Source organism: Pseudomonas sp. 1L-B-1-E-C1, from assembly GCF_057291835.1.
On record NZ_JBXAWN010000001.1, the window covers coordinates 111,009 to 135,470 of the forward strand.

At 61.7% G+C, this 24,462-nt stretch carries 15 protein-coding genes (1 of these 15 cut by a window edge); 9 read left to right on the forward strand and 6 right to left on the reverse strand.

Annotation, left to right across the window (positions count from 1 at the left end; genetic code table 11):
- From AC0Z4S_RS00385 to AC0Z4S_RS00395, 3 genes are all read left to right on the forward strand, one after another.
- On the forward strand, window positions 1-11,744 hold the 3' portion of the coding sequence (locus AC0Z4S_RS00385) for a non-ribosomal peptide synthase/polyketide synthase (RefSeq protein ID WP_485621601.1). It extends 6,100 nt beyond the left edge of the window; 11,744 of the gene's 17,844 nt are visible here — the last part of the coding sequence; the start codon falls outside the window, past its left edge; it ends in the stop codon at window positions 11,742-11,744.
- A 66-nt stretch (window positions 11,745-11,810) separates the two neighbouring features.
- Entirely contained in the window at window positions 11,811-12,959 is a 1,149-nt protein-coding gene (gene macA / locus AC0Z4S_RS00390; protein ID WP_485621602.1) for a macrolide transporter subunit MacA, read from the forward strand.
- Window positions 12,960-12,961: 2 nt separating this feature from the next.
- On the forward strand, window positions 12,962-14,920 hold the full coding sequence (locus tag AC0Z4S_RS00395) for a MacB family efflux pump subunit (protein WP_485621603.1): 1,959 nt from the start codon (window positions 12,962-12,964) through the stop codon (window positions 14,918-14,920).
- A gap of 10 nt (window positions 14,921-14,930) precedes the next feature.
- Here AC0Z4S_RS00395 and AC0Z4S_RS00400 read toward each other — a convergent pair whose 3' ends face one another.
- Entirely contained in the window at window positions 14,931-15,653 is a 723-nt protein-coding gene (locus tag AC0Z4S_RS00400) for a helix-turn-helix transcriptional regulator (protein WP_485621604.1), read from the reverse strand.
- A gap of 245 nt (window positions 15,654-15,898) precedes the next feature.
- Between AC0Z4S_RS00400 and AC0Z4S_RS00405 the strand changes: the two genes are divergently transcribed.
- A complete protein-coding gene (locus AC0Z4S_RS00405) occupies window positions 15,899-16,825 on the forward strand; it encodes a Gfo/Idh/MocA family protein (RefSeq protein ID WP_485621605.1) in 927 nt (308 codons plus the stop codon).
- Window positions 16,826-16,954: 129 nt separating this feature from the next.
- Complete coding sequence (ycaC, locus tag AC0Z4S_RS00410) at window positions 16,955-17,584, forward strand: isochorismate family cysteine hydrolase YcaC (protein WP_016774235.1); 630 nt, start codon at window positions 16,955-16,957, stop codon at window positions 17,582-17,584.
- A 47-nt stretch (window positions 17,585-17,631) separates the two neighbouring features.
- On the opposite strand, the gene AC0Z4S_RS00415 is transcribed toward ycaC (AC0Z4S_RS00410), so the two are convergent.
- Entirely contained in the window at window positions 17,632-18,369 is a 738-nt protein-coding gene (locus AC0Z4S_RS00415; RefSeq protein WP_485621606.1) for a Fic family protein, read from the reverse strand.
- Window positions 18,366-18,629, reverse strand: a complete 264-nt coding sequence (locus AC0Z4S_RS00420; protein WP_253500860.1) for a hypothetical protein — start codon at window positions 18,627-18,629, stop codon at window positions 18,366-18,368. The genes AC0Z4S_RS00415 and AC0Z4S_RS00420 overlap by 4 nt, the downstream gene beginning before the upstream one ends.
- A gap of 206 nt (window positions 18,630-18,835) precedes the next feature.
- On the opposite strand from AC0Z4S_RS00420, the gene ycaC (AC0Z4S_RS00425) reads away from it, so the two are divergent.
- Both ycaC (AC0Z4S_RS00425) and AC0Z4S_RS00430 read left to right on the forward strand, forming a co-directional pair.
- Window positions 18,836-19,465 (forward strand): isochorismate family cysteine hydrolase YcaC, encoded by a 630-nt coding sequence (gene ycaC, locus AC0Z4S_RS00425; RefSeq protein ID WP_485621607.1) that lies wholly within the window; start codon window positions 18,836-18,838, stop codon window positions 19,463-19,465.
- A 150-nt stretch (window positions 19,466-19,615) separates the two neighbouring features.
- Entirely contained in the window at window positions 19,616-19,816 is a 201-nt protein-coding gene (locus AC0Z4S_RS00430; RefSeq protein WP_073475268.1) for a hypothetical protein, read from the forward strand.
- Between the two features lie 69 nt (window positions 19,817-19,885).
- Here the strand turns inward: AC0Z4S_RS00430 and AC0Z4S_RS00435 are convergent, their stop codons facing one another.
- Window positions 19,886-20,512 (reverse strand): helix-turn-helix domain-containing protein, encoded by a 627-nt coding sequence (locus AC0Z4S_RS00435; RefSeq protein ID WP_485621608.1) that lies wholly within the window; start codon window positions 20,510-20,512, stop codon window positions 19,886-19,888.
- Window positions 20,513-20,558: 46 nt separating this feature from the next.
- On the opposite strand from AC0Z4S_RS00435, the gene AC0Z4S_RS00440 reads away from it, so the two are divergent.
- The gene (locus tag AC0Z4S_RS00440; RefSeq protein ID WP_485621609.1) at window positions 20,559-21,254 is read left to right on the forward strand and encodes a B3/B4 domain-containing protein; all 696 of its coding nucleotides are present in this window, start codon (window positions 20,559-20,561) and stop codon (window positions 21,252-21,254) included.
- Window positions 21,255-21,536: 282 nt separating this feature from the next.
- Here the strand turns inward: AC0Z4S_RS00440 and AC0Z4S_RS00445 are convergent, their stop codons facing one another.
- On the reverse strand, window positions 21,537-22,274 hold the full coding sequence (locus AC0Z4S_RS00445) for an SDR family oxidoreductase (RefSeq protein WP_485621610.1): 738 nt from the start codon (window positions 22,272-22,274) through the stop codon (window positions 21,537-21,539).
- Window positions 22,275-22,401: 127 nt separating this feature from the next.
- A complete protein-coding gene (locus AC0Z4S_RS00450) occupies window positions 22,402-23,283 on the reverse strand; it encodes a helix-turn-helix domain-containing protein (protein ID WP_485622083.1) in 882 nt (293 codons plus the stop codon).
- A gap of 259 nt (window positions 23,284-23,542) precedes the next feature.
- On the opposite strand from AC0Z4S_RS00450, the gene AC0Z4S_RS00455 reads away from it, so the two are divergent.
- Window positions 23,543-24,307, forward strand: a complete 765-nt coding sequence (locus tag AC0Z4S_RS00455; RefSeq protein ID WP_471880328.1) for an SDR family NAD(P)-dependent oxidoreductase — start codon at window positions 23,543-23,545, stop codon at window positions 24,305-24,307.
- Window positions 24,308-24,462: the final 155 nt, after the last annotated feature.

The following is a 24,462-nucleotide window of genomic DNA, read 5'->3' on the forward strand; positions in this document are numbered from 1 at the left end:
ACGTCGATGGTGTGCGCGAAGCGGCGGTACTGGCCCGTGAAGACGTGCCGGGCGATCAGCGTCTGGTCGCGTACTACAGCGGCGAGCCGCTGCAAATCGATCAGTTGCGCAGCCAACTGCTCAAGCACTTGCCGGATTACATGGTGCCTGCGGTGTTTGTGCATCTGCAGGCCTTGCCACTGAGCCCCAACGGCAAACTGGATCGCCAGGCCTTGCCGGCCCCTGACCCGTCGGCGCTGCTGACTCGCGCGTACGAAGCCCCGGTCGGTGAAGTCGAAACCGTGATTGCGGGTATCTGGGCCGAACTGCTGAAGGTCGAGCGGATAGGGCGCTTTGATCATTTCTTCGAACTGGGCGGGCATTCGTTGCTGGCGGTCAATCTGGTTGCGCGCATGCGCCAGGCCGGCCTGTCTGCGGATATTCGCGTGCTGTTCGGCCAACCAACGCTGGCCGCGCTCGCTGCAGCGGTTGGCGGCGAACCCGAGGCGGCGGTGCCAGCGAACCTGATTCCAGCCGATTGCCTGCGCATCACCCCCGAACTGCTGCCGCTGATGGCGCTTGATCAAACGGCCATCGACCGGATCGTCGCGAGTGTCCCCGGCGGCGTCCGGAATGTTCAGGACATCTACCCGCTGGCGCCTTTGCAGACCGGCATCCTGTTCCATCATCTGTCGGCCGCGCAGGGTGATCCGTACGTGTTGCAGGCGCAGTTCGCCTTCGCCGATGAACAGCGTTTGCAGACCTTCACCGAGGCACTGCAAAGGGTGATCGAGCGCCATGACATTCTGCGCACGTCGCTGTTCTGGGAGGGACTGGAAGAGCCGGTGCAAGTGGTCTGGCGTCAGGCTTCGCTGAGCTGCGAGGCATTGCACCTGGATGCCGAAGCAGGCGATGCGCTGAGCCAGTTGCGTAACCGATTCAACGTCGATAACTACCGTATGCCGGTTACCGAGGCACCGCTGATGCGCGTGGTGTACAGCCGTGATGCCGCCCATCAACGCGTGGTGGCGCTGCTGCTGTTCCATCACCTGGTCATGGATCACGTGGCGCTCGAGGTGTTGCAGCACGAGATGCAGGCGTTTTTGCTGGGCAACGCCGGGCAACTGGGCGATCCGGTGCCGTACCGCAATTACGTGGCGCACACCCGCTCCGGCCTGACAGAGCAAGAGCACGCCAGGTTCTTCGGCGAGATGCTCGGCGCCATTGATGAGCCGACCTTGCCCTACGGACAGAGTCTGGCCGACGACGGTCCCGCACAAGAGGCGCAACTGAATCTGGATAGTCCACTGAGCTACAGCGTGCGTCAGCAGGCGCGACGCTTGGGTGTCAGCGCCGCCAGCCTGATGCACCTCGCCTGGGCGCAGGTACTCGGGCAGTTGTCCGGGCGTGACACCGTGGTGTTTGGCACGGTGTTGCTCGGCCGATTGCAGGGCGGTGCGGGGGCGGAGCGAGCGCTCGGTGTGTTCATCAACACCTTGCCGTTGTGCATCGAGCTGAGCGCTCATAGCGTCAAAGGTGCCGCACTGGCGACCCATGAACGCCTGAGTCAGTTGCTCGCCCACGAGCATGCGCAACTGGCGCAGGTGCAACAGTGCAGCGCCATGCCGGCGGGCACGCCGCTGTTCAGCACGCTGCTCAACTATCGTCACAGCGCTCCGGTCGGGCCGATATCCGCCGAGGTGCAAGCCGCCTGGCACGGCATGCAATTGCTCGATGCCGAGGAACACACCAACTATCGCCTGACCCTCAGCGTCGATGATCGTGGCGAAGATTTCAGCCTGAAGGTATTGGCCGGGGCCGGCATTGATGCGCAACGCATTTGCGGGTACATGCAGGCTGCGTTGAGCGTATTGCTTGATGCGCTGGAGCTTGAGCCGCAGGTGGGTTTCGATCGGTTGTCGATCCTGCCGATGCACGAGCGTGAAAAGGTGCTGGCGGGCTTCAACGCGACCGAGGCTGACTACCCGCGTGGGCTGACGATTGCGCAGCTCTTCGAATCGCAGGTCGCCGCGCGTCCGCAGGCCGTGGCAGCGCTGTTTGCCGGGCAGCCACTGACGTACTTGCAACTCAATCGTCAGGCCAATGCCTTGGCTCATCACTTGATCGCCATCGGGGTGAAAGCCGATGACCGCGTGGCCATAGTCGCCCGTCGTGGGCTGGACACGTTGGTCGGGCTGGTCGCCATACTCAAGGCCGGCGCCGGCTACGTGCCGGTTGACCCGGCGAATCCCACTGAACGGATCAGCTATCTGCTCGGCGACAGCGCGCCGGTTGCGGTGCTCACTCAAAGCGATTTGCACGAGAGACTGCCGCAGCTGAGCGTGCCAGTAATCGATGTCGACCTGTGCGCGTGGCCGGCGCAGGCGCAGCACAACCCTGCGGTTCCGGGACTGAGCGCTGCGCATCTGGCCTACGTTATCTACACCTCGGGTTCGACGGGCCTGCCCAAAGGGGTCATGGTCGAGCATCAGACGCTGTCCAACCTGGTCGACTGGCACTGTGATGCGTTCGACTTACGCGCCGGCAGCCACACCTCAAGCCTTGCCGGGTTTGGCTTCGATGCAATGGCGTGGGAAGTCTGGCCGGCGCTGTGTGTGGGCGCGACCTTGCACTTGGCGCCGACCCATGACGGCACCGAAGACATCGACGCGTTGCTCGAATGGTGGCGCGGGCAACCACTGGATGTGAGCTTCCTGCCCACGCCGATTGCTGAATACGCGTTCAGCCAGAACCTCGATCACCCGACTTTGCGCACCTTGCTGATTGGTGGCGATCGCTTGCGCCAGTTCAACCGCGACCAGCGCTTTGCCGTGATCAACAACTACGGCCCGACCGAGGCTACCGTGGTCGCCACTTCCGGGCGTATCGAAGTCGGCGCGGCGTTGCACATCGGCAAACCGGTGGCGAACGCGGCGGTTTACTTGCTCGACGAACAGCAACGCCCGGTGCCAATGGGCGTCATGGGCGAGTTGTATGTCGGCGGTGCCGGTGTGGCGCGAGGTTACCTGAACCGCGTCGATCTGACCGCCGAGCGCTTTCTGCACGACCCGTTCAGCCCCTTGCCGAATGCGCGCATGTACCGCACCGGTGACCTTGCCCGCTGGCGCGAAGACGGCTCGCTCGACTACCTGGGCCGTAACGACGATCAGGTGAAAATTCGTGGCATGCGCATTGAATTGGGTGAAATCGAGACCCGCCTCAATCAGCTCCTCGGGATCAACGAAGCGGTACTGCTGGCCCGGGAGGACCAACCCGGTCAGCCGCGACTGGTGGCGTATTTCACCGAACAGGCCGGGGCCGAGCCACTGGCGCTGGGCGAATTGCGCGCACAGCTGTTGACGCAGTTGCCGGACTACATGGTGCCGGCAGCGTTTGTCCGGCTCGAGGCTTTGCCGCTGACCGCCAATGGCAAGGTCGACCGCCGGGCCTTGCCGAAACCGGATCTGGCCGCATTGCCGACCCGCGAATACGAGGCGCCGCAAGGCGAGCTGGAAACAGCACTGGCGCAGATCTGGGCCGAAGTGCTGCAAGTGAAGCAGGTCGGCCGTCACGATCATTTCTTCGAACTCGGCGGTCATTCGCTGTTGGCGATGCGCATGGTTTCGCTGATTCGCCAGCGTCTCGGCGTCGAACTGGCGCTGAGTGATCTGTTTGCCGACACCCGATTGAGCGCAGTTGCCGCAGTATTGAATCGCGCCGGGCGCAGCGTGCTACCGGACATTTTGCCGGCACCGCGTGATCAGGCACTGCCGATGTCCTTCGCCCAACAACGCCTGTGGTTCCTGGCGCAGATGGCGGGTGGCAACTCGGCGTACAACATCCCTGTTGGTCTGCGCTTGCGTGGTCACCTGGACGTCGATGCCCTGCAATCAGCGCTGGGGCGGATCGTTGCCCGCCACGAAACCCTGCGCAGCCGCTTCATCCGCTTCGACGACAGCGCACATGTGTCGATTGCCCCTTTCGACAGCGGTTTGCTCTTGCGCGTTGAAGACCTGCGTCAACAGTCACAAGCCGAACACGCCTTGCAGGCATTGATGACACAGGAAGCTTCGACAGCGTTTGATCTGCAGCACGATCCGCTGATTCGCGGACGGCTGGTGCGTCTGGCCGACGAGCATCAGGTGCTGCTGTTGACCGTGCATCACATTGTTGCCGATGGCTGGTCCATGGGCGTGCTGACCGCTGAGTTGATGGCGTTGTATCAAGCGTTCAGCCAGGGTCAGCCTGATCCGCTGCCAGCCCTGACGCTGCAATATGGCGACTACGCCGTGTGGCAGCGGCGCTGGCTCAACGGTGAAGTGCTGCAGCAGCAAAGCGACTACTGGCAGCAAACCCTCGAAGGCGCGCCGGCATTGTTGACGCTGCCAACCGATCGCCCGCGTCCGGCGCAGCAGGATTACACCGGCGGCAACGTCGAAGTGCTGCTGGACCAGCGCCTGAGCGCAGGCCTCAAAGCGTTGAGCCAACGTCACGGCGTGACGCTGTTCATGACGGTGATGAGCGCCTGGGCATTGCTGATGAGTCGTCTGTCCGGGCAGTCCGATGTGGTGATCGGTGCGCCGGTGGCCAACCGTAGCCGCGCTGAAATCGAAGGCTTGGTCGGCATGTTCGTCAACACGCTGGCCTTGCGTATCGACACCTCGGGCGCACCGAACGTCGCAGCGCTGCTGGCACGGGTCAAGGCGCGGACACTGGAGGCGCAAGCGCATCAGGATCTGCCGTTCGAACAAGTGGTCGAAATCGCCCGACCAGCGCGTAGCCTGGCGCACAGCCCGTTGTTCCAGACCACACTGAACTGGGACAGCAGCGTCGGCCCGCAACTGGCGTTGGGCGATCTGACGCTGGAAGCCATTGCCGGATCGGGCGATGTCGCCAAGTTTGACCTGACGCTGACACTGGGCGAGGCCAACGGAGTGTTGCGTGGCTCGCTGAACTACGCCACGGCGCTGTTCGACGCGTCGACGATCGAGCGTTACGTCGATTACTTGCAACGCTTGCTCGAAGCGATGGTGACGGATGATCAAATAATCCTGGAACACACGCCGTTGCTGGCGGCCGATGAGCGTCAGCGCCTGCTGTATGACTTCAACGCCACGGCGCGTGACTACCCGCAAACACTCACCGTGCAGGGGATCTTCCAGCAGCAGGCAGCGGCGCATCCCAGGGCTGTGGCGGCGGTGCACGGCGCGCACTCGCTGAGCTACTTTGAGCTGAACGCTCAGGCCAATCGCCTGGCCCATCACCTGATCGCGCACGGCGTGCAACCGGGCGATCACGTTGCGATTCTGCTACCGCGTTCGCTGGAACTGCTCGTGGCGCAACTGGCCGTCGCCAAGTGCGCGGCGGCCTATGTCCCGCTGGACATCAATGCACCGAGCGAACGCCAGGCGTTCATGGTCGAGGATTGCCGGGCGGTGGCGCTGTTGACCTTGAGCGGTGAAGTCATCGACTACGTCGCGCCGCGTATCGATCTGGACACGCTGACCCTCAACGGTCAGCCGACGCACAACCCGAATCTGTTGCAGTCGTCGGAGACGCTGGCGTACATCATGTACACCTCGGGCTCCACCGGCACCCCGAAAGGGGTGATGGTGCCGCACCGGGGCATCGGTCGCTTGGTGCTCAACAACGGTTACGCCGATTTCAATGCGCAGGATCGTGTGGTGTTCGCCTCCAACCCTGCGTTCGACGCCAGCACCATGGACATCTGGGGGCCGCTGCTCAATGGCGGTCGCGTGGTGGTCATCGACCATCAGACCTTGCTTGATCCGAATGCTTTCGGCCGTGAACTGAGTGCCACTGGCGCGACAATTCTCTTCATCACCACCGCGCTGTTCAACCAGTACGTGCAACTGATCCCGCAGGCGCTCAAAGGCTTGCGCATTCTGTTGTGCGGCGGCGAGCGTGGCGATCCAGCGGCGTTCCGGCGAATGCTGGCCGAGGCGCCAGCACTGCGCATCGTGCATTGCTACGGCCCGACTGAAACCACCACGTACGCGACAGCCTTTGCAGTGCGCGAAGTGGCGGAAAGCGCCGAGAGCGTGCCGATTGGCGGGCCGATCGGCAACACGCAGGTTTATGTGCTCGACGCGTATCAGCAACCGGTGCCGATGGGCGTGACCGGTGAGTTGTACATCGGCGGGCAGGGCGTGGCGCTGGGGTACCTGAACCGGCCGGATCTGACCGCTGAGAAATTCCTCCGCGATCCGTTCAGCGATAAGCCTGGCGCATTGCTCTATCGCACCGGCGATCTCGCACGCTGGCTGGCGCCGGGGCAACTCGATTGCATCGGGCGCAACGACGATCAGGTGAAGATCCGTGGCTTCCGCATCGAACTGGGGGAAATCGAAAATCGCCTGCTGAACTGCCCGGGCATCAAGGAAGCGGTGGTGCTGGCGCGCCGTGACGGACAGGACACCCCGCGTCTGGTCGCGTACTACACGGCGCACGATGGCGTCTTGGACAGCGCCGGACTGTACGCGCAATTGCATGCCCGTCTGCCGGAATACATGGTGCCCACCGCGTGGGTGCAACTCAGGGTGTTGCCGTTGAACAACAACGGCAAGGTCGACCGCAAGGCACTGCCGGCACCGACGCAGGAGGCGCTGCGCAGTCGGGTTTACGAGGCCCCGGCCAATCCACTGGAAATCAGCCTCGCACAAGTCTGGGCCGAGGTATTGCAGGTCGAACAAGTCGGTCGCCACGACAACTTCTTCGAACTCGGCGGCCACTCGTTGCTGGCAATGCGCATGCTCTCCCAGGTCCGCCAGCAATTGGGCGTGGAGCTGGCGCTGGCGGATCTGTTCGCCAACTCGGAACTGGCGGCGGTCGCCGAAGTGTTGAGTCAGGCCGAACGCAGTAGCTTGCCGGAGATTATGCCGGCACCGCGCGATCAGGCGTTGCCGTTGTCGTTCGCCCAGCAACGTTTGTGGTTCCTGGCGCAGATGGACGGCGGCAACACCGCCTACAACATTCCTCTGGGCCTGCATTTGCGTGGCCAACTGAACGCCGTGGCATTGCAACGGGCATTGGCGCGGATCGTTGCGCGGCACGAATCCCTGCGCAGCCGTTTCGTGCAATCGAACGACCAGGCGCAGGTGCTGATTGCCCCGGTCGACAGTGGCCTGCCGCTGACTGAGGAAGATTGGCGGCAACAGCCACAGAGCGAAGAGGCCTTGCGCACCTTGCTCGACACGGAGGCGCGCGGGCCATTCAATTTGCAGGATGGCCCGTTGATTCGTGGACGTCTGGTGCGTCTGGCCGATGAACACCATGTGCTCTTGTTGACGATGCACCACATCATCTCCGACGGCTGGTCGATGGGCGTTCTCGCCCGTGAATTGATGGCGCTGTATGGGGCGTTCAGCCACGGCGAGGACGATCCGCTGCCGGCGCTGACCTTGCAGTACGCCGACTATGCGCTGTGGCAGCGCCGCTGGCTCAGCGGCGAGGTGTTGCAGCGCCAAAGCGACTACTGGCAGCAGACCCTGGCCGGCGCCCCGGCATTGTTGAGCCTGCCGACCGACCGTCCGCGTCCGGCGCAACAGGATCACCGCGGCGGCAGCGTCGAGATTCTGCTGGACGCGCAGACCAGCGCCGGTCTCAAGGCGTTGTGTCAGTGCCACGCCGTGACGCCATACATGGTGATCATGAGCGCCTGGGCGATGTTGCTCGCTCGCTTGTCCGGGCAGTCCGATGTGGTGATCGGCTCGCCGGTGGCGAACCGTACCCGCGCCGAGATCGAAGGGTTGATCGGAATGTTCGTCAACACCCTCGCACTGCGTATCGATACCTCAGGCGATCTGACGGGCGCAGCGCTGCTGGCGCGGGTCAAGGCACAGACCCTGGCCGCGCAGGCGCATCAGGATCTGCCGTTCGAACACGTGGTGGAAATCACCCGGCCGCTGCGCAGTCTTTCCCACACACCGTTGTTCCAGACCCTGGTGAGCTGGGACAGCAGCGTCGCGCCAGCCCTGGCGCTGGGCGGGCTGACGCTGGAAGGCCTTGCCGGGGAAAGTCACTTTGTGAAGTTCGACCTGTCGCTGAGCCTGGGCGAAACCCCTCAAGGAATTCGTGGCTCGCTGCGCTACGCCACGGCGTTGTTCGATGAGGCGACCGTGCGGCGGTTTGTCGGTTATTTCCAGCGTTTGCTGGCAGCATTGGTCAGTGATGACCAGGCCGTGTTGGCGCAGATCAACCTGCTGGCGGCGGATGAACAACTGCGTTTGCTTGGCGATTTCAACGCGACAGCGGTTGATTGTCCGGTCGAGCAACCGGTGCAGAGCCTGTTCGAAGCGCAAGTCCAGCGTCAGCCGGACGCCATTGCCGTGCAGACTGACGAACACTGTCTGACTTACCGCGAACTTAATGCGCGTGCCAACCGCCTCGCCCGTCACCTGCGCGAGCAGGGTGTGGGGCCGGATGCGCGGGTGGCGCTGTGCGTCGAGCGTGGACTCGATCTGGTGGTGGGGTTGCTCGGCATTCTCAAGGCCGGTGGCGCTTACGTGCCGCTGGACCCTGCTTACCCGGCGGAGCGCCTGGACTTCATGCTCAGGGACTGTGCGCCGGTGGCGGTGCTGGTGCAGACGGCGACTCGATCACTGTTTGCCGGGACCGACGCAGCAGTCATCGACTTTGACCAATGCACGTGGCACAAGCAATCGGATAGCAATCTGCAGGTGCCCGGCCTCAACGCCTCGAATCTGGCCTACATGATCTACACCTCGGGTTCGACCGGTACACCAAAAGGCGTGATGCTCGAACACCGTGGCTTGTGCAATCTGGTGCATTGGGGCTCGCAGATTTGCCCGCCAACCGCGCACGGCGCGTTGTTGCAGAAGGCGCCTTTCAGTTTCGATGGTTCGGTGTGGGAGTTCTTCTGGCCGCTGACGGCGGGGGTAAGTCTGGTATTGGCACGGCCGGGTGGTCATCGTGAGCCGGCGTATCTGGCGCAAGTGATTCGCCAGCAACGCGTGACGGTGGTCCAGTTCGTGCCGGCGCTGTTGCAGCAGTTTGTCGAATTGCAGGCTGTCAGTGAATGCACCAGCCTCACCGATATTTTCTGTGGTGGCGGCGAACTCACTGCGGCGCTGGCCGCTGCTGTGCGCCAGCAACTGCCGTGGGTGCGCCTGCATAACGTGTATGGCCCGACCGAAGCCACGGTCGACAGCACGGCATGGACGCTGGAACCGCACACGCCGGTGCCGTCCACCGAATTGCCGATCGGCAAAGCGATCTGCAACACCCGCCTGTATGTGCTCGATGCGCACGATCAACCGGTGCCGCTCGGCGTCATTGGCCAGTTGCACATCGGCGGCATCGGCGTGGCGCGCGGTTATATGGGGCTGCCGCAGATGCAGGTCGAGCGCTTTATCGACAACCCGTTCGTGGCCGGTGATCGCTTGTACCGCACCGGCGATCTGGTGCGCTACCGCGCTGACGGCAACCTCGAATTCCGCGGGCGCAACGACTTCCAGGTCAAGCTGCATGGCTTGCGTCTGGAACCCGGTGAAATCGAAGCGCGGTTGATCCAGCACCCGCAGGTTCGCGAAGCGGTGGTGCTGATGCGCGACGAGCGTCTGGTCGGGTATTTCACTGCGGTTGATGGCAGGGCTGTGCCTGCGATCGACACGCTGCGCGCGTTCATCCTCGAACAATTGCCCGAGTACATGGTGCCGGGTGCGTTTGTTGCGCTCGACGTTTTGCCGTTGAGTCCCAACGGCAAGATCGACCGTCAGGCGCTGCCGGCACCGGGCCTCGACGCGGTGCTCAGCCGTCACTACGAAGCGCCGCAAGGCGAAATCGAAACCTTGCTGGCACGAGTCTGGAGTGAAGTGCTGAATGTCGAGCAGGTCGGACGTCACGACAACTTCTTCGAATTGGGCGGGCATTCGTTGCTGGCGATTCGGCTGGTCAACCTGCTGCAACGTGCAGGGCAACAGGTGACGCTGGCGCAGGTATTCCAGCGTCCGAGCATTGAGGCGCTGGCCGCGTTGCTCAGTCGGTCCGACGCAACGCTCGCGCAGCCCGAAGGCGTGGTCGTGGTGCGACCGGGGGAGGGCGGCAATGCGCTGTTCCTGATCCATGAGTTCAGCGGCCGGGACGTGTATTTCCCAGCATTGGGGATGCATATCGAAGGGCAGTTTCCGATTTATGGTTTGCCCGGCGTGCCGCTGGGACAACCGCAACTGCGCACCCTTGAATGCATGGCCACGCGGCTGGTCGGAATTATCCGGACGTTGCAGCCGCATGGGCCGTATCGTCTGGCCGGGTGGTCTTTCGGTGGTTTGCTGGCGTATGAAATCGCCCAGCAATTGCTCGGTCTCGATGAGGCGGTGGCGTTTGTCGGCCTGCTCGATACCTATGCACCGCATCCGGCCAGCCAGGATAAAACCCGTTGGGGCGGCGAGCATCGCGATAAACGTCAGTTGATCGAGCATTGCCGTGCGCGTTCGCAGATGCGTGGAGAAGAAGGGCTGTCAGCGTTGGCTGAGGTCGAGCGGCTGGAGGCTGAAGTCGAGCTCATCGCGTTCGACCAACTGTTCCAGCGTTGCTGCGAGCAGCAGTTGCCGGACCCGGAACTGGCCGCACTGAGCGCAGCGGATGCCTGGAGTTACTTTGATCGCGAGGCCGCTCATGGCCTGGCGCTGGCGCATTACCGGGTCAGCCCGGCCAGCCAGCCAGTGCATTTGTTCCGCGCTCGGGCACTGATGCCAGGGCAGGCGAAGCCGAGTCCGACTCGTGGCTGGGAATCGAAAGTCGCCAGCGATTTTCTGCGTTGCATCGATGTGCCGGGGGATCATCGCAGCATGATGAAAAGCCCGGATATCGAGGCACTCGGCCAAGCGCTCAGTCAGGCAATGGCGGTAGCACAGGCACCGCAGCCACAGGCTTATCAGCCGGTGCTGACCATCCAGAGCGGACACGCCGGGCATGCGCCGGTCTTCTGTGTGCCGGGCGCGGGCGACAGTGTTACCGGGTTTATCCACCTGACCGAAGCACTGGGCCCGGAATGGCCGATTTTCGGTCTGCAACCGCGCGGGCTCGATGGCAGTGGCGTGCCGCACAGCCAGGTTGAAGCGGCAGCGAAGTGCTATCTGCAAGCTGTCGAGCAGTTGTATCCGGAAGGTGCGGTGCACTTGATCGGTCATTCCTTCGGCGGATGGGTCGCGCATGCCATGGCGGCGCAGTTGCAGGCGTCCGGGCGTGAAGTGGCATCTTTGACCCTGATCGACAGTGAATCTCCCGGTGGCAACGGTACGGCCGGCAAACCGTACACCACGACTGCCGCGCTGGAACGTTTGATCGAGACGTTGCAACTGTCCAGCGGCAAATCGCTGGGCATTGATCCGCTGGCGTTCGCCGAGGCTGACGAGCCTACGCAAATGTCCCTGCTGCACGAGGGCATGGTGCGCGCCGGTGTGTTGTCTGCGCGTTCGTCAGCGCAAGCGATGCACGGTCCGGTCCGCACCTTCGCCACGGCATTGCGCACGGTCTATCAACCACAACTGGCCTACACCGGCCCGGTGCGGCTGGCGCTGGTCGATGACCCGACGCTGGATGCGTGGGGCAATCAGCGCGAGCAAGCGGCAATGGTTGAAGGTTGGCAGCGCCAGGTCGCGGATCTGGCGGTGTGGTACGGGCCGGGCAATCACTTCACGATTCTCAAGGCGCCCAACGTCTTCAGTCTCGCTGCGTGGTGGCATGACGGCCTGAAAGTGCCGGCCGGCCAAGTGGTGTCCTGATTGTTGTTTATCTACCAGAGCCCGGCCGCTGGCCGGGCTCACCCCTGAACGGACTTGTGGTCATTTATGGAAAAGTCGAAGTTGCGCAAAGTCGGTATGGGTCTGGCGTTAGTGGCAGTAGCGGGATTGGCATTCTACGCGGTGCAGGCACCAGCCGAGGCGCCGCAATACCTGACCGCGCCGGTGGAGCGCAGTGATATTGAAAACGCGGTGCTGGCCACCGGGTTGCTCGAAGGCATCAAGCAAGTGGACGTCGGCGCGCAAGTATCCGGCCAATTGAAGTCGCTCAAGGTCAAGGTCGGCGACAAGGTGAAGAAGGGCCAGTGGCTGGCGGAAATCGATCCACTGGTATTGCAGAACACCCTGCGTCAGGCCCAGGTTGATGAGGAAAACCTGCAGGCGCAAAAACGTGCCACCCAGGCTCAACTGCGGCAGACCAAAGCGATTTACGAGCGCTACAGGAACTTGCAGGACGACGCGTCGATCTCGCGCCAGGATTTTGAAACCGCCGAGTCTGACTATCAGGTCCAGCAGGCCAATCTGATGTCTCTGGATGCGCAGATCAAAAGTGCGCACATCCAGATTGACACGGCCAAGGTCAATCTGGCGTATACGCGCATCGTCGCGCCAATCGATGGCGACGTGGTCGGCGTGGTAACGCAGGAAGGGCAAACGGTGATCGCCAGCCAACTGGCGCCGGTCCTGCTGAAACTGGCGGATCTGGACACCATGACGGTCAAGGCGCAGGTCTCCGAGGCCGATGTGATCCACATCGCCCCGGGGCAAGAGGTGTACTTCACCATTCTTGGCGAGGACAAACGCTACTACGCGAAACTGCGCGGCACGGACCCGGCGCCACAGAACTTTCTTGAAACGCCGCCCGCCGGTACACCGAAGCAAAGCAGCGCGGTGTTCTACAACGCCTTGTTCGAGGTGCCGAACCCCGACCATCGTCTGCGCATTTCGATGACCGCGCAGGTGCGCATTATCCTCGACACCGCCAAGGCTGTGCTGACCGTGCCAGTGGCGGCACTCGGGCCGCGCAATGACGATGGCAGTTTCCCGGTACGGGTGCTGGACGCCAAGGGCCACGCGCAGTCGCGCAATGTGCACACCGGGATCAACAACAACGTCAAAGTGCAGATCAATGATGGTCTGGCTGAAGGTGATCGCGTGGTCATCGGTGATCCGCTGACCAATGTGGCGGGAGCCTGAGCATGAGCGAGCCACTGTTACAGCTCACCGGCATCACCCGCAGTTTCACCGCCGGTGACCGCGAATTCCTCGCGCTGAAGAACATCGACCTGACGATCAATGCCGGGGAAATGGTCGCGATCATTGGCGCCTCGGGTTCCGGTAAGTCGACGCTGATGAACATCCTCGGTTGCCTTGATTACGCCACCGCCGGCAGCTACAGGATCAACGGCCAGGAAACCCGCGATCTGGACAATCAGGCCTTGGCTGAACTGCGCCGTGACTACTTCGGCTTCATCTTCCAGCGTTATCACTTGCTGCCCCATTTGAGCGCGATGCACAACGTCGAGATGCCGGCGATTTACGCCGGCACGCCGCAGCTTCAGCGCCATGCCCGCGCCCGGGAGTTGTTGGCGCGGCTGGGCCTGGAAGGCCACCTGACACATCGGCCGAGCCAGCTCTCCGGCGGCCAGCAGCAGCGCGTGAGTATCGCCCGGGCCTTGATGAACGGTGGCGAAGTGATCCTTGCCGACGAACCGACTGGCGCCCTCGATACCGCCAGCGGTAAAGAGGTGATGCGCATCCTGCTGGAGCTGCACGCGGCGGGGCATACGGTGATTCTGGTGACCCACGACCCGAAAGTCGCGGCCAACGCCGAGCGCATCATCGAAGTCAGCGACGGCGAAATCCTCAGCGACCGCGCCAACGAACGTGACACCACGCATCTGCTCAGCGACGCACCGGTGACGCCGAAAGCCACCGCTTCGCGGCGTCTGGTAGCCAGCCTCGGCCTGTTCAAAGAAGCGTTCGCCATGGCCTGGGTAGCGTTGATTTCCCATCGCATGCGCACCTTGCTGACCATGCTGGGCATCGTCATCGGCATCACCTCGGTGGTGTCGATTTCGGCGGTTGGGGAGGGCGCGAAGAACTATGTGCTCAAGGACATCGCGGCCATTGGCAGCAACACCATCGATGTCTATCCCGGCACGAGCTACGGCGACAAACGTGCAGCGGCCATCGAAACCCTGACACCGGCCGATGTCACCGCGCTGAATCAGCTGTACTACGTCGACAGCGCTACGCCGATGATTGGCCGCAGCCTGTTGCTGCGTTACCGCAATATCGATCTGGATGCGCAGGTGAACGGCGTCAGCGATCAGTACTTCAAGGTTCGCGGCATCAAGATGGCCGCGGGTATTGCGTTCAGCGAAAACGATGCTCGGCGCCAGGCACAGGTGGTGGTCATCGACCACAACACCCGGCAGCGCCTGTTCGGGCAAGACATCGATCCGTTGGGCCAGGTGATCCTGATCGGTAACCTGCCGTGCACGGTGATCGGTGTGGCCGCGCAGGATAAAAGCCTGTTTGCCTCGGGCAAGACCCTCAACGTCTGGGTGCCTTACGAAACCGCCGCCGGACGGGTGTTGGGCCAGCGTTATCTGGACAGCATCAGCGTGCGCATGAAGGAGGGCCAGCCGAGCAAAGTGGTGGAGGAACACGTCACCCGACTGTTGTTGCAACGCCACGGCACCAAGGACTTTTTTACCAACAACCTCGACAGCGTCTTACAGACGGTGCAGAAAACCAGCCGCTCGCTGGCGTTGCTGCTGTCGCTGATTGCGGTGATTTCTTTGGTGGTTGGCGGTATCGGGGTGATGAACATCATGCTGGTGTCGGTCACTGAGCGTACCCGCGAGATCGGTATCCGCATGGCGGTCGGCGCCCGGCAGTCGGACATTCGTCAGCAGTTTCTGGTGGAAGCGGTAATGGTCTGTCTGCTCGGTGGCGCGATCGGCATTTCCCTGTCGTATGCCATCGGCCATCTGTTTTCGCTGTTCATCAAGGAATGGGAGATGGTGTTTTCAATGGCCTCGGTAATGACGGCGGTGCTCTGTTCGACCCTGATCGGCGTGGTGTTCGGCTTCGTGCCCGCGCGCAACGCTTCGCGGCTCGACCCGATCGAAGCGCTGGCGCGGGACTGACCTCCCGTGTTCAGGGTGTGGCCGTGCAGTCCTGCGGCGAATACATCCACTTCATCAGCGAGTGCCGGCCGCTGATGCCCAGTTTGATCGCGGCGCGCTTGAGGTAACTCTCGACGGTGTTGACCTTCAGCTGCAACTGCGCGGCCAGTTCCGGCGCGGTGTGCCCGGCGAGCAGGCCGATGCACACTTCACTTTCGCGGTTCGACAGCTTCAGCCCCAACTGCTGCAAACGCTCGTTGAAGCGCAGGCGCAGGGTCTCGATCCCGCTGGTTTCGCTGGCTGACGCCAGACTTTGCGCATCGATCTCCAGCGGCTGCACAGCGTGGATGTGTTTTTCCACCATCGGCAGCAGCACCGGGGAGATGTCCTGCAACAGGCTGCGTTCCTGCGCGGAAAAGCGTTCCGACTGATCGTTGCGGTACACCGAAATCACGTAGCGGTAACCGTCCTTGCGCCGGGTCAGGTGCAATTGCGCTGCGTCGGCGGCAGTCGAGGACGGCTCGGGTGGCGGTCGGTCGCTGTGTTCGCTGAACAGGGTGTCGGCTCGCAGCGCCTCGTCCTTCATCGGCTCGGGTTCGCAGTGCTGCGTCACCGGTTCGACGCGCATCTGGCGGATATGTGTGGCGTCAATCGCCAGTTGCGTGCGGATCAAGTCATGCAGCATGCGCGGGAAATGGCGGCTGCCGGTGCTGGCAATGACCTTGCCGATGTGCGGAAACAGGTGTGAGTTCATGACTTCATCCGTGATTGGCAATGGGGGCTCGTGTCCTTGCAGCCCGGCGTAACGCTCCTTGGCCGGGAAAATTCTGCAGGTTTGGATCCTATCCTAGTACAACGTTTGAACTTGCGTTTAATCAAGCGTCAATGTGTGCGTTGCGTTGATGCGCGATTTAAATAGTATGACGATTGGAGGCCGGCGCAGAAACACGTACTCTTGCCGCTGCGCTGCAAAGACCAAAACAACAACAGGAGTCTGTAATGCAACCGATTCGTCTCGGCCTGGTGGGCTACGGCAAGATCGCCCAGGATCAACACGTCCCCGCCATCCTCGCCAACCCGGCGTTCCAGCTGGTGGCGGTCGCCACTCAGGGCAAACCTTGCGCCGGGGTGGAAAACTTCCAGTCGCTTGGCGAACTGCTCGAGAACGGCCCGGCCGTCGACGCGATTGCGTTCTGCACGCCGCCGCAGGGGCGTTTTGCGCTGGTGCAACAGGCATTGGCGGCCGGCAAGCATGTACTGGTGGAAAAGCCGCCCTGCGCGACATTAGGCGAGGCCATGGCCTTGGTCGATCAAGTTGCGGCACAAGGCGTGAGCGCTCTGTTCGCCTGGCACTCGCGCTATGCGCCGGGCATCGCCGCCGCCCGTGACTGGCTCGCCAGCCGGACCCTGCAAAGCGTGCAGATCGACTGGAAGGAAGACGTGCGCAAATGGCATCCGGGCCAGGCGTGGATCTGGCAACCGGGCGGCCTCGGTGTGTTCGATCCGGGCATCAACGCTTTGTCGATCATCACCCACCTGCTGGCGTTGCCGCTGTTTGTCGAAGCCGCCGAACTGCGCGTGCCGAGCAACTGCCAGTCGCCGATTGCCGCATCGATAAAAATGTCCGATGTGCGTCGCCTCGACGTGCGCGCCGAGTTCGATTTCGACCACGGCCACGACGAACTGTGGAGCATCGAAATCCGCTGCGCCGAAGGCGTCCTGCGCCTGGACAACGGCGGCGCTCTGCTGAGCATCGACGGCGTCCGGCAAAGCGTGTCGGAAGAGGGCGAGTACGCAGCGGTCTACCGCCACTTCCAACAACTGATCGGCGACAAGGCCAGCGACCTGGATCTGCAACCGTTGCGGCTGGTGGCGGACAGTTTCTTTGTGGGCAGCCGGGCGCTGGTTGAGCCGTTTTACGATTGAGGTGGATTGTCCGGTTTGAGTGGACGGTGAAACGCTTTTCAGCCGATTTATCCCTTTGCTATGCGTCAGTAATCTGTACCCAACTTGAACGCAACAACAAAACTTCAAACTTGAAAAGGGATGCACACCATGACCACTCCAACCTACAACCGCCTGAACAAAGACGACGCTATCGTGCTGCTGGTTGACCACCAGACCGGTCTGATCTCGCTGGTGCAGGATTTCTCGCCGAACGAGTTCAAGAACAACGTGCTGGCGCTGGCGGATCTGGCCAAGTTCTTCGACCTGCCGACGATCCTCACCACCAGCTTCGAACAAGGCCCGAACGGCCCGCTGGTACCAGAGCTGAAAGAGATGTTCCCGGATGCGCCATACATCGCTCGCCCAGGCCAGATCAACGCCTGGGACAACGAAGATTTCGTCAAGGCGATCAAGGCCACCGGGCGCAAGCAGATCATCATCGCCGGTGTGGTGACCGATGTGTGCGTAGCGTTCCCGACCCTGTCAGCACTGGCGGAAGGTTTTGATGTGTTTGTGGTGACTGATGCGTCCGGCACCTTCAATACCACCGTGCAGCAAGCCGCATGGAGCCGCATGACCCAGGCCGGAGCACAAATGATGAACTGGTTCTCGGTCGCCTGTGAGCTGCACCGCGACTGGCGCAACGACATTGAAGGCTTGGGTAATCTGCTGTCGCAGCGCATCCCCAACTACCGCAACCTGATGAACAGCTACTCGGCGCTGACGCAGCAGAAGTGAGTCATCGCTAACTAAAAAGCCTGCTTTGAAAGCAGGCTTTTGCGTTTTCACTCGATTGGCTGCGTTCTGTAAGTTTTATACAGTTGCTGAATGTCGGGATTGTCGAGATTCGCGTAAATGATTCCTTCCTTATCCAGACCGTCTAGCCCTTTGATACCGCCAATCACTCCGGGCCATTCCTCACGGCTTGAGATTTCTACGACGTGGGGCTTCAGACATTCGTCCAAGTGACCTCTGAAGGGATCGCGGATCTCGTCGCTGAGCGCTCGCAAATATGCATCTTTGTAGGTCTTGGACCAATCGATGGCAAACCTGGCCCGATAGCACAGCTCCATGTAAACGAGCAGGATAGTCCGTCCGTTTCCATCCAGAAACGGATGAGCCGAAGCCAATTGCCCCATCACCTCGCCTGGGCGATCACGAAAACGTTTTTTGTTTGCAGCGAGCTCCAGCGCATATTCGATGGATCTTTTGATCAGCTCTGGACGCTCGAATGGTGTGTGATGCGGATCGTCTATCGATCCTTTGAAAACCGCCAGATGGGGAACCAGCTCATTCCTGTCGTTACCTGACCATGGGTAGAAACCGGCGAACAGGATTTCATGAGTCTTGAGTACCGCTTGATAGTTGATGGGTCTTCTTTTTGCCAGATAGGCAAGCGCTTCTTCGATACTGGCCTCGAAAGAGAGATGTTCCGATTCCTTGACTTCAACCGGGTCTTTGAGCTTGAGCGAGTTGCGAAGGTAGCCTTCAGTTTCGAAATCGCCGAAGGGGTCGAACGTCATGCGCTGAGCTGCTTCTTCGAATGCCTTTTTTCCTGAAGGTAACGTCCTTGCAAGGCCATGATTTCAGCCTTGTTCAAGACACCCTTTCGCTTCAGGTTGACCAGCAGTTGCTCCACACTGTCCAGTTCAACGGCATCACCGGCCAGCCGCGTTATCGTCAGCGCCATGCGACTCAGTCCGTCACGCTCGGCGCCCACCCGGTGTTTTTCCGCGAGCTTGCGAACTTCGCTCGCGACGCTGTCAGTGGCTGATTCGCTCATTTTCTAACCCCTCGTTGTCTCTGTCGGAGCATAGCATGGCGTCGTTCTGGGGGATTAACCGACAAGCATTTCGACTTTTGGCATTGTCCGGTTTGAGTGGACGGTGAAACGCTTTTCAGCCGATTTATCCCTTTGCTATGCGTCAGTAATCTGTACCCAACTTGAACGCAACAACAAAACTTCAAACTTGAAAAGGGACGCACACCATGACCACTCCAACCTACAACCGCCTGAACAAAGACGACGCTATCGTGCTGCTGGTTGACCACCAGACCGGTCTGATCTCGCTGGTGCAGGACTTCTCGCCGAACGAGTTCAAGAACAACGTGCTGGCGCTGGCGGATCTGGCCAAGTTCTTCAACCTGCCAACGATCCTCACCACCAGCTTCGAACAAGGCCCGAACGGCCCGCTGGTGCCGGAGCTGAAAGAGATGTTCCCGGACGCGCCGTACATCGCTCGTCCTGGTCAGATCAACGCCTGGGACAACGAAGACTTCGTCAAGGCGATCAAAGCCACCGGCCGTAAGCAGATCATCATTGCCGGTGTTGTAACGGATGTGTGTGTAGCGTTCCCGACCCTGTCGGCACTGGCGGAAGGTTTTGATGTGTTTGTGGTGACTGATGCTTCCGGCACCTTCAACACCACCGTGCAGCAAGCCGCGTGGAGCCGTATGACTCAGGCTGGCGCGCAAATGATGAACTGGTTCTCGGTCGCCTGTGAGCTGCACCGCGACTGGCGCAACGACATTGAAGGCTTGGGCAACCTGCTGTCGCAGCGAATCCCCAACTACCGCAACCTGATGAACAGCTACTCGGTGCTGACGCAGCAGAAGTGAGTCATCGCTAACTAAAAAGCCTGCTTTGAAAGCAGGCTTTTGCGTTTATGACCGCCAGGCCAGCCACCGTTCGTCCATTGCCGGGCACTTGTCATGCGCTGGCATTTCACACGTCCAGGTACCTATCGCTGAACCACATCGGAGAACGACATGGACATTGACGAAAACGCACCGGGCAACCAGTCGCAGCAAGCCGTGACCCGCACTACCGACAACGAGACCGGGCACGATCCCAAGCGCGGAAATCCCGAGGTGCCTTTGCCGCCGGACGATGAGGCGCCGGTTGAGGAAGACATGTCGGATGTGGATGCGGCCAATTCGGTTTCGACGGAGCATCCACCTTCACGCTGATAGAGTGGTATCAGGGGAATGCTCCCTGTGATGGTCAACCCGGATAGTTCCCTCTCCTCGGGGAGAGGGCTAGGGTGAGGGGCTTTCCCTGGCTGCCTGATGCAGTTCAGTCACCGACATCGTGAACACCAGTTTCGAGCGCCCATGGTTGGCATACCCATGCGTCACATCCGTCCGCGCTACCGCCGAACACCCGGGCCCGATCATCAGCTCGGCATCGCCAACCCTTAAATGCAACGTGCCTTTCTCGACGTGAAATAACTCGGTGGTGCCGTTCGGGTGCCCGGCTGAAGCAAACGACTCGCCGGGAAACAACTCCCAGCGCCACAACTCGAGCATGTTCGGGCCGCTGGTGCCGGCCAGCAGTCGTGCCGAACCGCCCAGCTCGCCGCGCCACAGCGTGGGGATGTCCTGACTGTCGATCAGGTGCGCCGCCGGGGTCGCGGCGACATTGACGAAGTCCGCCACGGACAAGCCCAGCGCCGCGGCGATTTTGCACAAGGTGGCGATGCTCGGGTTGGCCGAGCCTTTCTCGATCTCGACCACCATGCCTTTGCTCACGCCCGAGCGTCGGGACAGTTCGTCGAGTGTGATGCTCCGCTGTTTGCGTGCCTGTTTGAGCGTGCGGGAAACCGCTGCGCTGACGGTCTGGACGTCGGCGCCGGCCTCGGTCGGTATATTGACTTTATTGGTCATTGATCGCTAGCATCGTTGGAAATTCGGGTATGAGGGGGATTCTGGGATGCTGTCTGTCGTGCCGTCAATCGATCCGGCTGTGGCGCAACTCGCGCCGGGCTTCAGAGCGCTGAGTATTGTCGTCCAAGCCGCACCGATTCTTGACGCTGAGGTGGCAGGTGTTGAGCTGGCCAGAGCCTGCCAGGCCGTCGCCGCCGGTGGCCCGCAGTGGGCGCCTGCGCATCTTCAAGCCTGGGCCGATGTCTTTCGCCAGTTCGGCGCCAAGCCGCAGCGCACGCCTTGCTCGGCCGAAGCACTGCGCAAACGCGTATTGCGCGACGGCAACTTGCCGAGCATCGATCCGGTGGTCGACCTGTACAACGCCATCAGCCTCGAATACGCGATTCCCGTAGGCGGCGAAAATGCCGAAGCCTATATCGGCTCCCCGCGCCTGGTCGTGGCCGATGGCAGCGAACCGTTCGACACGATGAAGGAAGGTCAGCCCGCGCATGAGTTTCCGGACGCTGGGGAAGTGGTCTGGCGCGATGACCAAGGCGTGACCTGCCGACGCTGGAACTGGCGCCAGGGCGTACGAACACGCCTTGACGCCCAGGCCCAGCACATGTGGTTCATCCTCGAAAGCCTGCCGGCCATGCCGCTGGAAGCGCTGACCGAGGCCGGCGACAGGCTGATCGAAGGTTTGCAGCAAATGATGCCCGGCGCCGAGATCGAAAGCATGTTGATCGGGCCGGGGGCGCGTTAGGTTAGAGGTGAGTGCGAGCCCGTTTCGTCAACAACACGATTCCCTGTGGGAGCGAGCCTGCTCGCGAAGGCGGCGGTACATTCAACCTCTTTATTGACTGATCGGCCGCTTTCGCGAGCAAGCTCGCTCCCACAATACCGCGTGTTGACCATTGATTTGGTGGTGCCACAAACCCCCTGTGGGAGCGGGCTTGCCCGCGAAGACGGCGGTACATTCAACATCCTATCCGCCTGGCACACCGCCTTCGCGAGCAGGCTCGCTCCCACATATTGACTCATCGCCTCAGTAAGGGCTTGCCGTTGGGCGCACGATCAGTTCGCTGACGTCCACGTCCGCCGGTTGTTCTACGGCGTAGGCAATCGCGCGGGCGATGGCTTCGGCGGGGATGGCGATCTTGCGGAAAGACTTCATCTCGGCGCGGCCGCCTTCGTCGGAGATGCTGTCGGCGAGTTCCGATTCGGTCACGCCCGGTGCAATGACGGTGACGCGGATATCGCCGCCGACCTCTTGGCGCAAGCCTTCGGAAATGGCCCGTACGGCGTACTTGGTCGCGCAGTACACCGCCGCGGTAGGGCTGACCGCGTAGGCGCCGATCGAGGCGATGTTGATGATCTGCCCGGCACGCTGGCGCTGCATCAACGGCAGGCTGGCGGCGATGCCGTGGAGCACGCCACGGATGTTGACGTCGATCATGCGGTTCCACTCATCGACCTTCAGCGCGTCCAGCCGCGATAACGGCATGACCCCAGCGTTGTTGACCAGTACATCGACGCGGCCGTAATGCTCGACGGCGAAATCGACGAAGCGCTGCACATCCTGCTGATCGGTGACGTCCAGTGCGCGGAACTGCGCGTGGCCACCGGCGCCGTTGATCTCCTCGGCAATCAGCGCCAGACGCTCGGTGCGCCGGGCGCCCAACACCACTTTGGCGCCACGGCTGGCGAGCAGACGTGCGGTGGCTTCGCCGATGCCGCTGCTGGCGCCGGTAATCACGATCACTTTGTCTTGAATGTTCAGCATGATGTCTTCCTCTTCGCGGTGCCCGGGAGTGGGCTTGGAAGAAGGTTATGCGCGGCGGCTCTCAGGCTATTAATCGATTCCTCCACGCAATTTGCCCAATTCTGCTGCATCGCTTTTCGAGCGGTTTTCAGCCGCCCCGTGGCGCGTCGCGGTAGGCGCTCGGGGTGACCCCGACTTCACGGCGGAACACCTGGGAAAAGTGGCTGGGGCTCGAGTAGCCGACCTCCAGGCCAATGTCGATCACGCTGCGCGCGGTCTCCAGCAACAGATGACGCGCGCGGCTCATGCGCAGGCGGATGAAGTATTGCGAGGGCGACAAGCCGGTGGCGCGCTTGAAGGTGCGGCTGAAGTGGTAGTCGCTCAACTCGGCGATGCCGGCCAGATGACTGAGACTGAAATCCTCCGCCAGATTCGCATTCATCGCTTCAAGCACCCGGCGCAGTTTGTAGGCGGGCAGGGCGTTGTCGCGGCGCGGGTTGCTGTCGGGGTCGAGATAGTGACGCAGCAGATGGATCGCCAACGCCTGAGCCAGGCTGTGCACCAGCAGTGCGCTGGGCTGGCGCTGTTCGGTCAGTTCGATGCGCAGTTGCTCAAGGACGAAGCTGACCTGCTCGTCACGTGCACCAGACACGTCGATGAACGTCACTGTGCCGGCCTGTTCGCCGAACGCTTCCCGCGCCGCTCGTTCGATCAAACCCAGGCCGAGATAAAGGTGCATGACTTCGAAAATCTCACAGCCTTCGGTCTGCCAGCGCATTTCGTAGGGTTCGCGGGTGTTGGTCAGGAAGAAATCACCCGCCGTGACTCGGCTTGCCTGCCATTCGCCACCCAATGAACGTTCCTCGACGCGGGCAGTGCCGGCCAATACCAGCACCAGCAGCGGTTCGGCCACGCATGGCACGCGGATCGGCTCAAGCAGAGTCTGATGGCGGAACAGCTGCACCACCGCATCCTTGATCTGCGGCCGCGGTGACGTCGTTTCCGCAACACCGGGCAAATGCTCCGGCATGGCTTCAGCAGCGATGCGCGCGGGCTGGCTGATGGTCGGTGTAGCGGGGCTGGCAGAGGGCACAGGACGCTCCATGAAAAGCTTCGGCTGCGGATGGATTCGAAGATTAGGGCGGGCGGACAGGAAACTCCAGCGCAAAACTCCGACAGTCTCGGCAATCACCCGAAAGCCCGGCGGCGGAGAGTGCGCGACAGTGAAGCCGTGTTTACGAATGCGCCGCCACGGCGCAACACCGATTCGCTATCGAGGAGTAAGAACCATGACTGATTTCAACCACACCCTGCCACAAGAAGTCGCCGGTAAAGTTGCACTGGTCACCGGCGCGGCAAGCGGCATCGGCAAGGCAATCGCGCTGATGCTGCATGCTCGCGGCGCCAAGGTGATTGCCGAAGACCTCAACCCGGCTGTCGAAGAGCTGGCTCGTCCCGATCTGCTGCCGCTGGTAGCGGACATCACCGAGGACGGCGCCGCCGAACGCGCAGTAGGCCTTGCCGTCGAGCAGTTCGGGCGCCTGGATATTCTGGTCAACAACGCCGGGATCATCATCAACAAAGCGGTGATCGACATGAGCCGCGACGATTGGGAAAAAATCCAGGCAGTGAATGCCACGGCGGCCTTCCTGCACTGCCGCGAAGCGGTCAAGGCGATGATCCCGAACAAGTCCGGTGCAATCGTCAATATCGCTTCCTATGCCTCGTACTTCGCCTTCCCGACGATTGCCGCCTACACCGCCTCCAAAGGTGCGCTGGCACAACTGACCCGCACGCTTGCCTTGGAAGTCATCGAGCATGGCATACGCGTCAATGCCATCGGCGTCGGCGATGTGGTGACCAATATCCTCAATGATGTGGTAGAGGACGGCCCGGGATTCCTTGCGCAACACGGTGAAGCGGCACCGATCGGTCGGGCGGCGCAGCCGGAAGAGATCGCCGAAATCGTCACCTTTCTCGCCTCTGACCGCGCCAGTTTCATGGTCGGCTCAGTGGTCATGGCCGATGGCGGCATGACGGTAACCGCAGGCTGATAGCGGCATCGCAAGCCATGGGCCCGTGCGATCACGTGCCCATGGCTTTACCAGGATCCGAGCGACGCAGAATCAGGCAAATCTGCAGCATCTTTGATCTAGTCGCCGCTGGGTAAAAGTGGCTAATCTTCATCCGCAGTTGACCCACCTTCGTC

What these genes read in the sequence shown, in the direction of transcription:
- AC0Z4S_RS00440 (WP_485621609.1), top strand. Translation starts at nt 20,559, where the DNA reads ATGCTGTCTGTCGTGCCGTCAATCGATCCGGCTGTGGCGCAACTCGCG.
- AC0Z4S_RS00445 (WP_485621610.1), bottom strand. Translation starts at nt 22,274, where the DNA reads ATGCTGAACATTCAAGACAAAGTGATCGTGATTACCGGCGCCAGCAGC.
- AC0Z4S_RS00400 (WP_485621604.1), bottom strand. Translation starts at nt 15,653, where the DNA reads ATGAACTCACACCTGTTTCCGCACATCGGCAAGGTCATTGCCAGCACC.
- AC0Z4S_RS00450 (WP_485622083.1), bottom strand. Translation starts at nt 23,283, where the DNA reads ATGCCGGAGCATTTGCCCGGTGTTGCGGAAACGACGTCACCGCGGCCG.
- AC0Z4S_RS00455 (WP_471880328.1), top strand. Translation starts at nt 23,543, where the DNA reads ATGACTGATTTCAACCACACCCTGCCACAAGAAGTCGCCGGTAAAGTT.
- AC0Z4S_RS00435 (WP_485621608.1), bottom strand. Translation starts at nt 20,512, where the DNA reads ATGACCAATAAAGTCAATATACCGACCGAGGCCGGCGCCGACGTCCAG.
- ycaC (WP_485621607.1), top strand. Translation starts at nt 18,836, where the DNA reads ATGACCACTCCAACCTACAACCGCCTGAACAAAGACGACGCTATCGTG.
- AC0Z4S_RS00395 (WP_485621603.1), top strand. Translation starts at nt 12,962, where the DNA reads ATGAGCGAGCCACTGTTACAGCTCACCGGCATCACCCGCAGTTTCACC.
- macA (WP_485621602.1), top strand. Translation starts at nt 11,811, where the DNA reads ATGGAAAAGTCGAAGTTGCGCAAAGTCGGTATGGGTCTGGCGTTAGTG.
- AC0Z4S_RS00415 (WP_485621606.1), bottom strand. Translation starts at nt 18,369, where the DNA reads ATGACGTTCGACCCCTTCGGCGATTTCGAAACTGAAGGCTACCTTCGC.
- AC0Z4S_RS00420 (WP_253500860.1), bottom strand. Translation starts at nt 18,629, where the DNA reads ATGAGCGAATCAGCCACTGACAGCGTCGCGAGCGAAGTTCGCAAGCTC.
- AC0Z4S_RS00430 (WP_073475268.1), top strand. Translation starts at nt 19,616, where the DNA reads ATGGACATTGACGAAAACGCACCGGGCAACCAGTCGCAGCAAGCCGTG.
- AC0Z4S_RS00405 (WP_485621605.1), top strand. Translation starts at nt 15,899, where the DNA reads ATGCAACCGATTCGTCTCGGCCTGGTGGGCTACGGCAAGATCGCCCAG.
- ycaC (WP_016774235.1), top strand. Translation starts at nt 16,955, where the DNA reads ATGACCACTCCAACCTACAACCGCCTGAACAAAGACGACGCTATCGTG.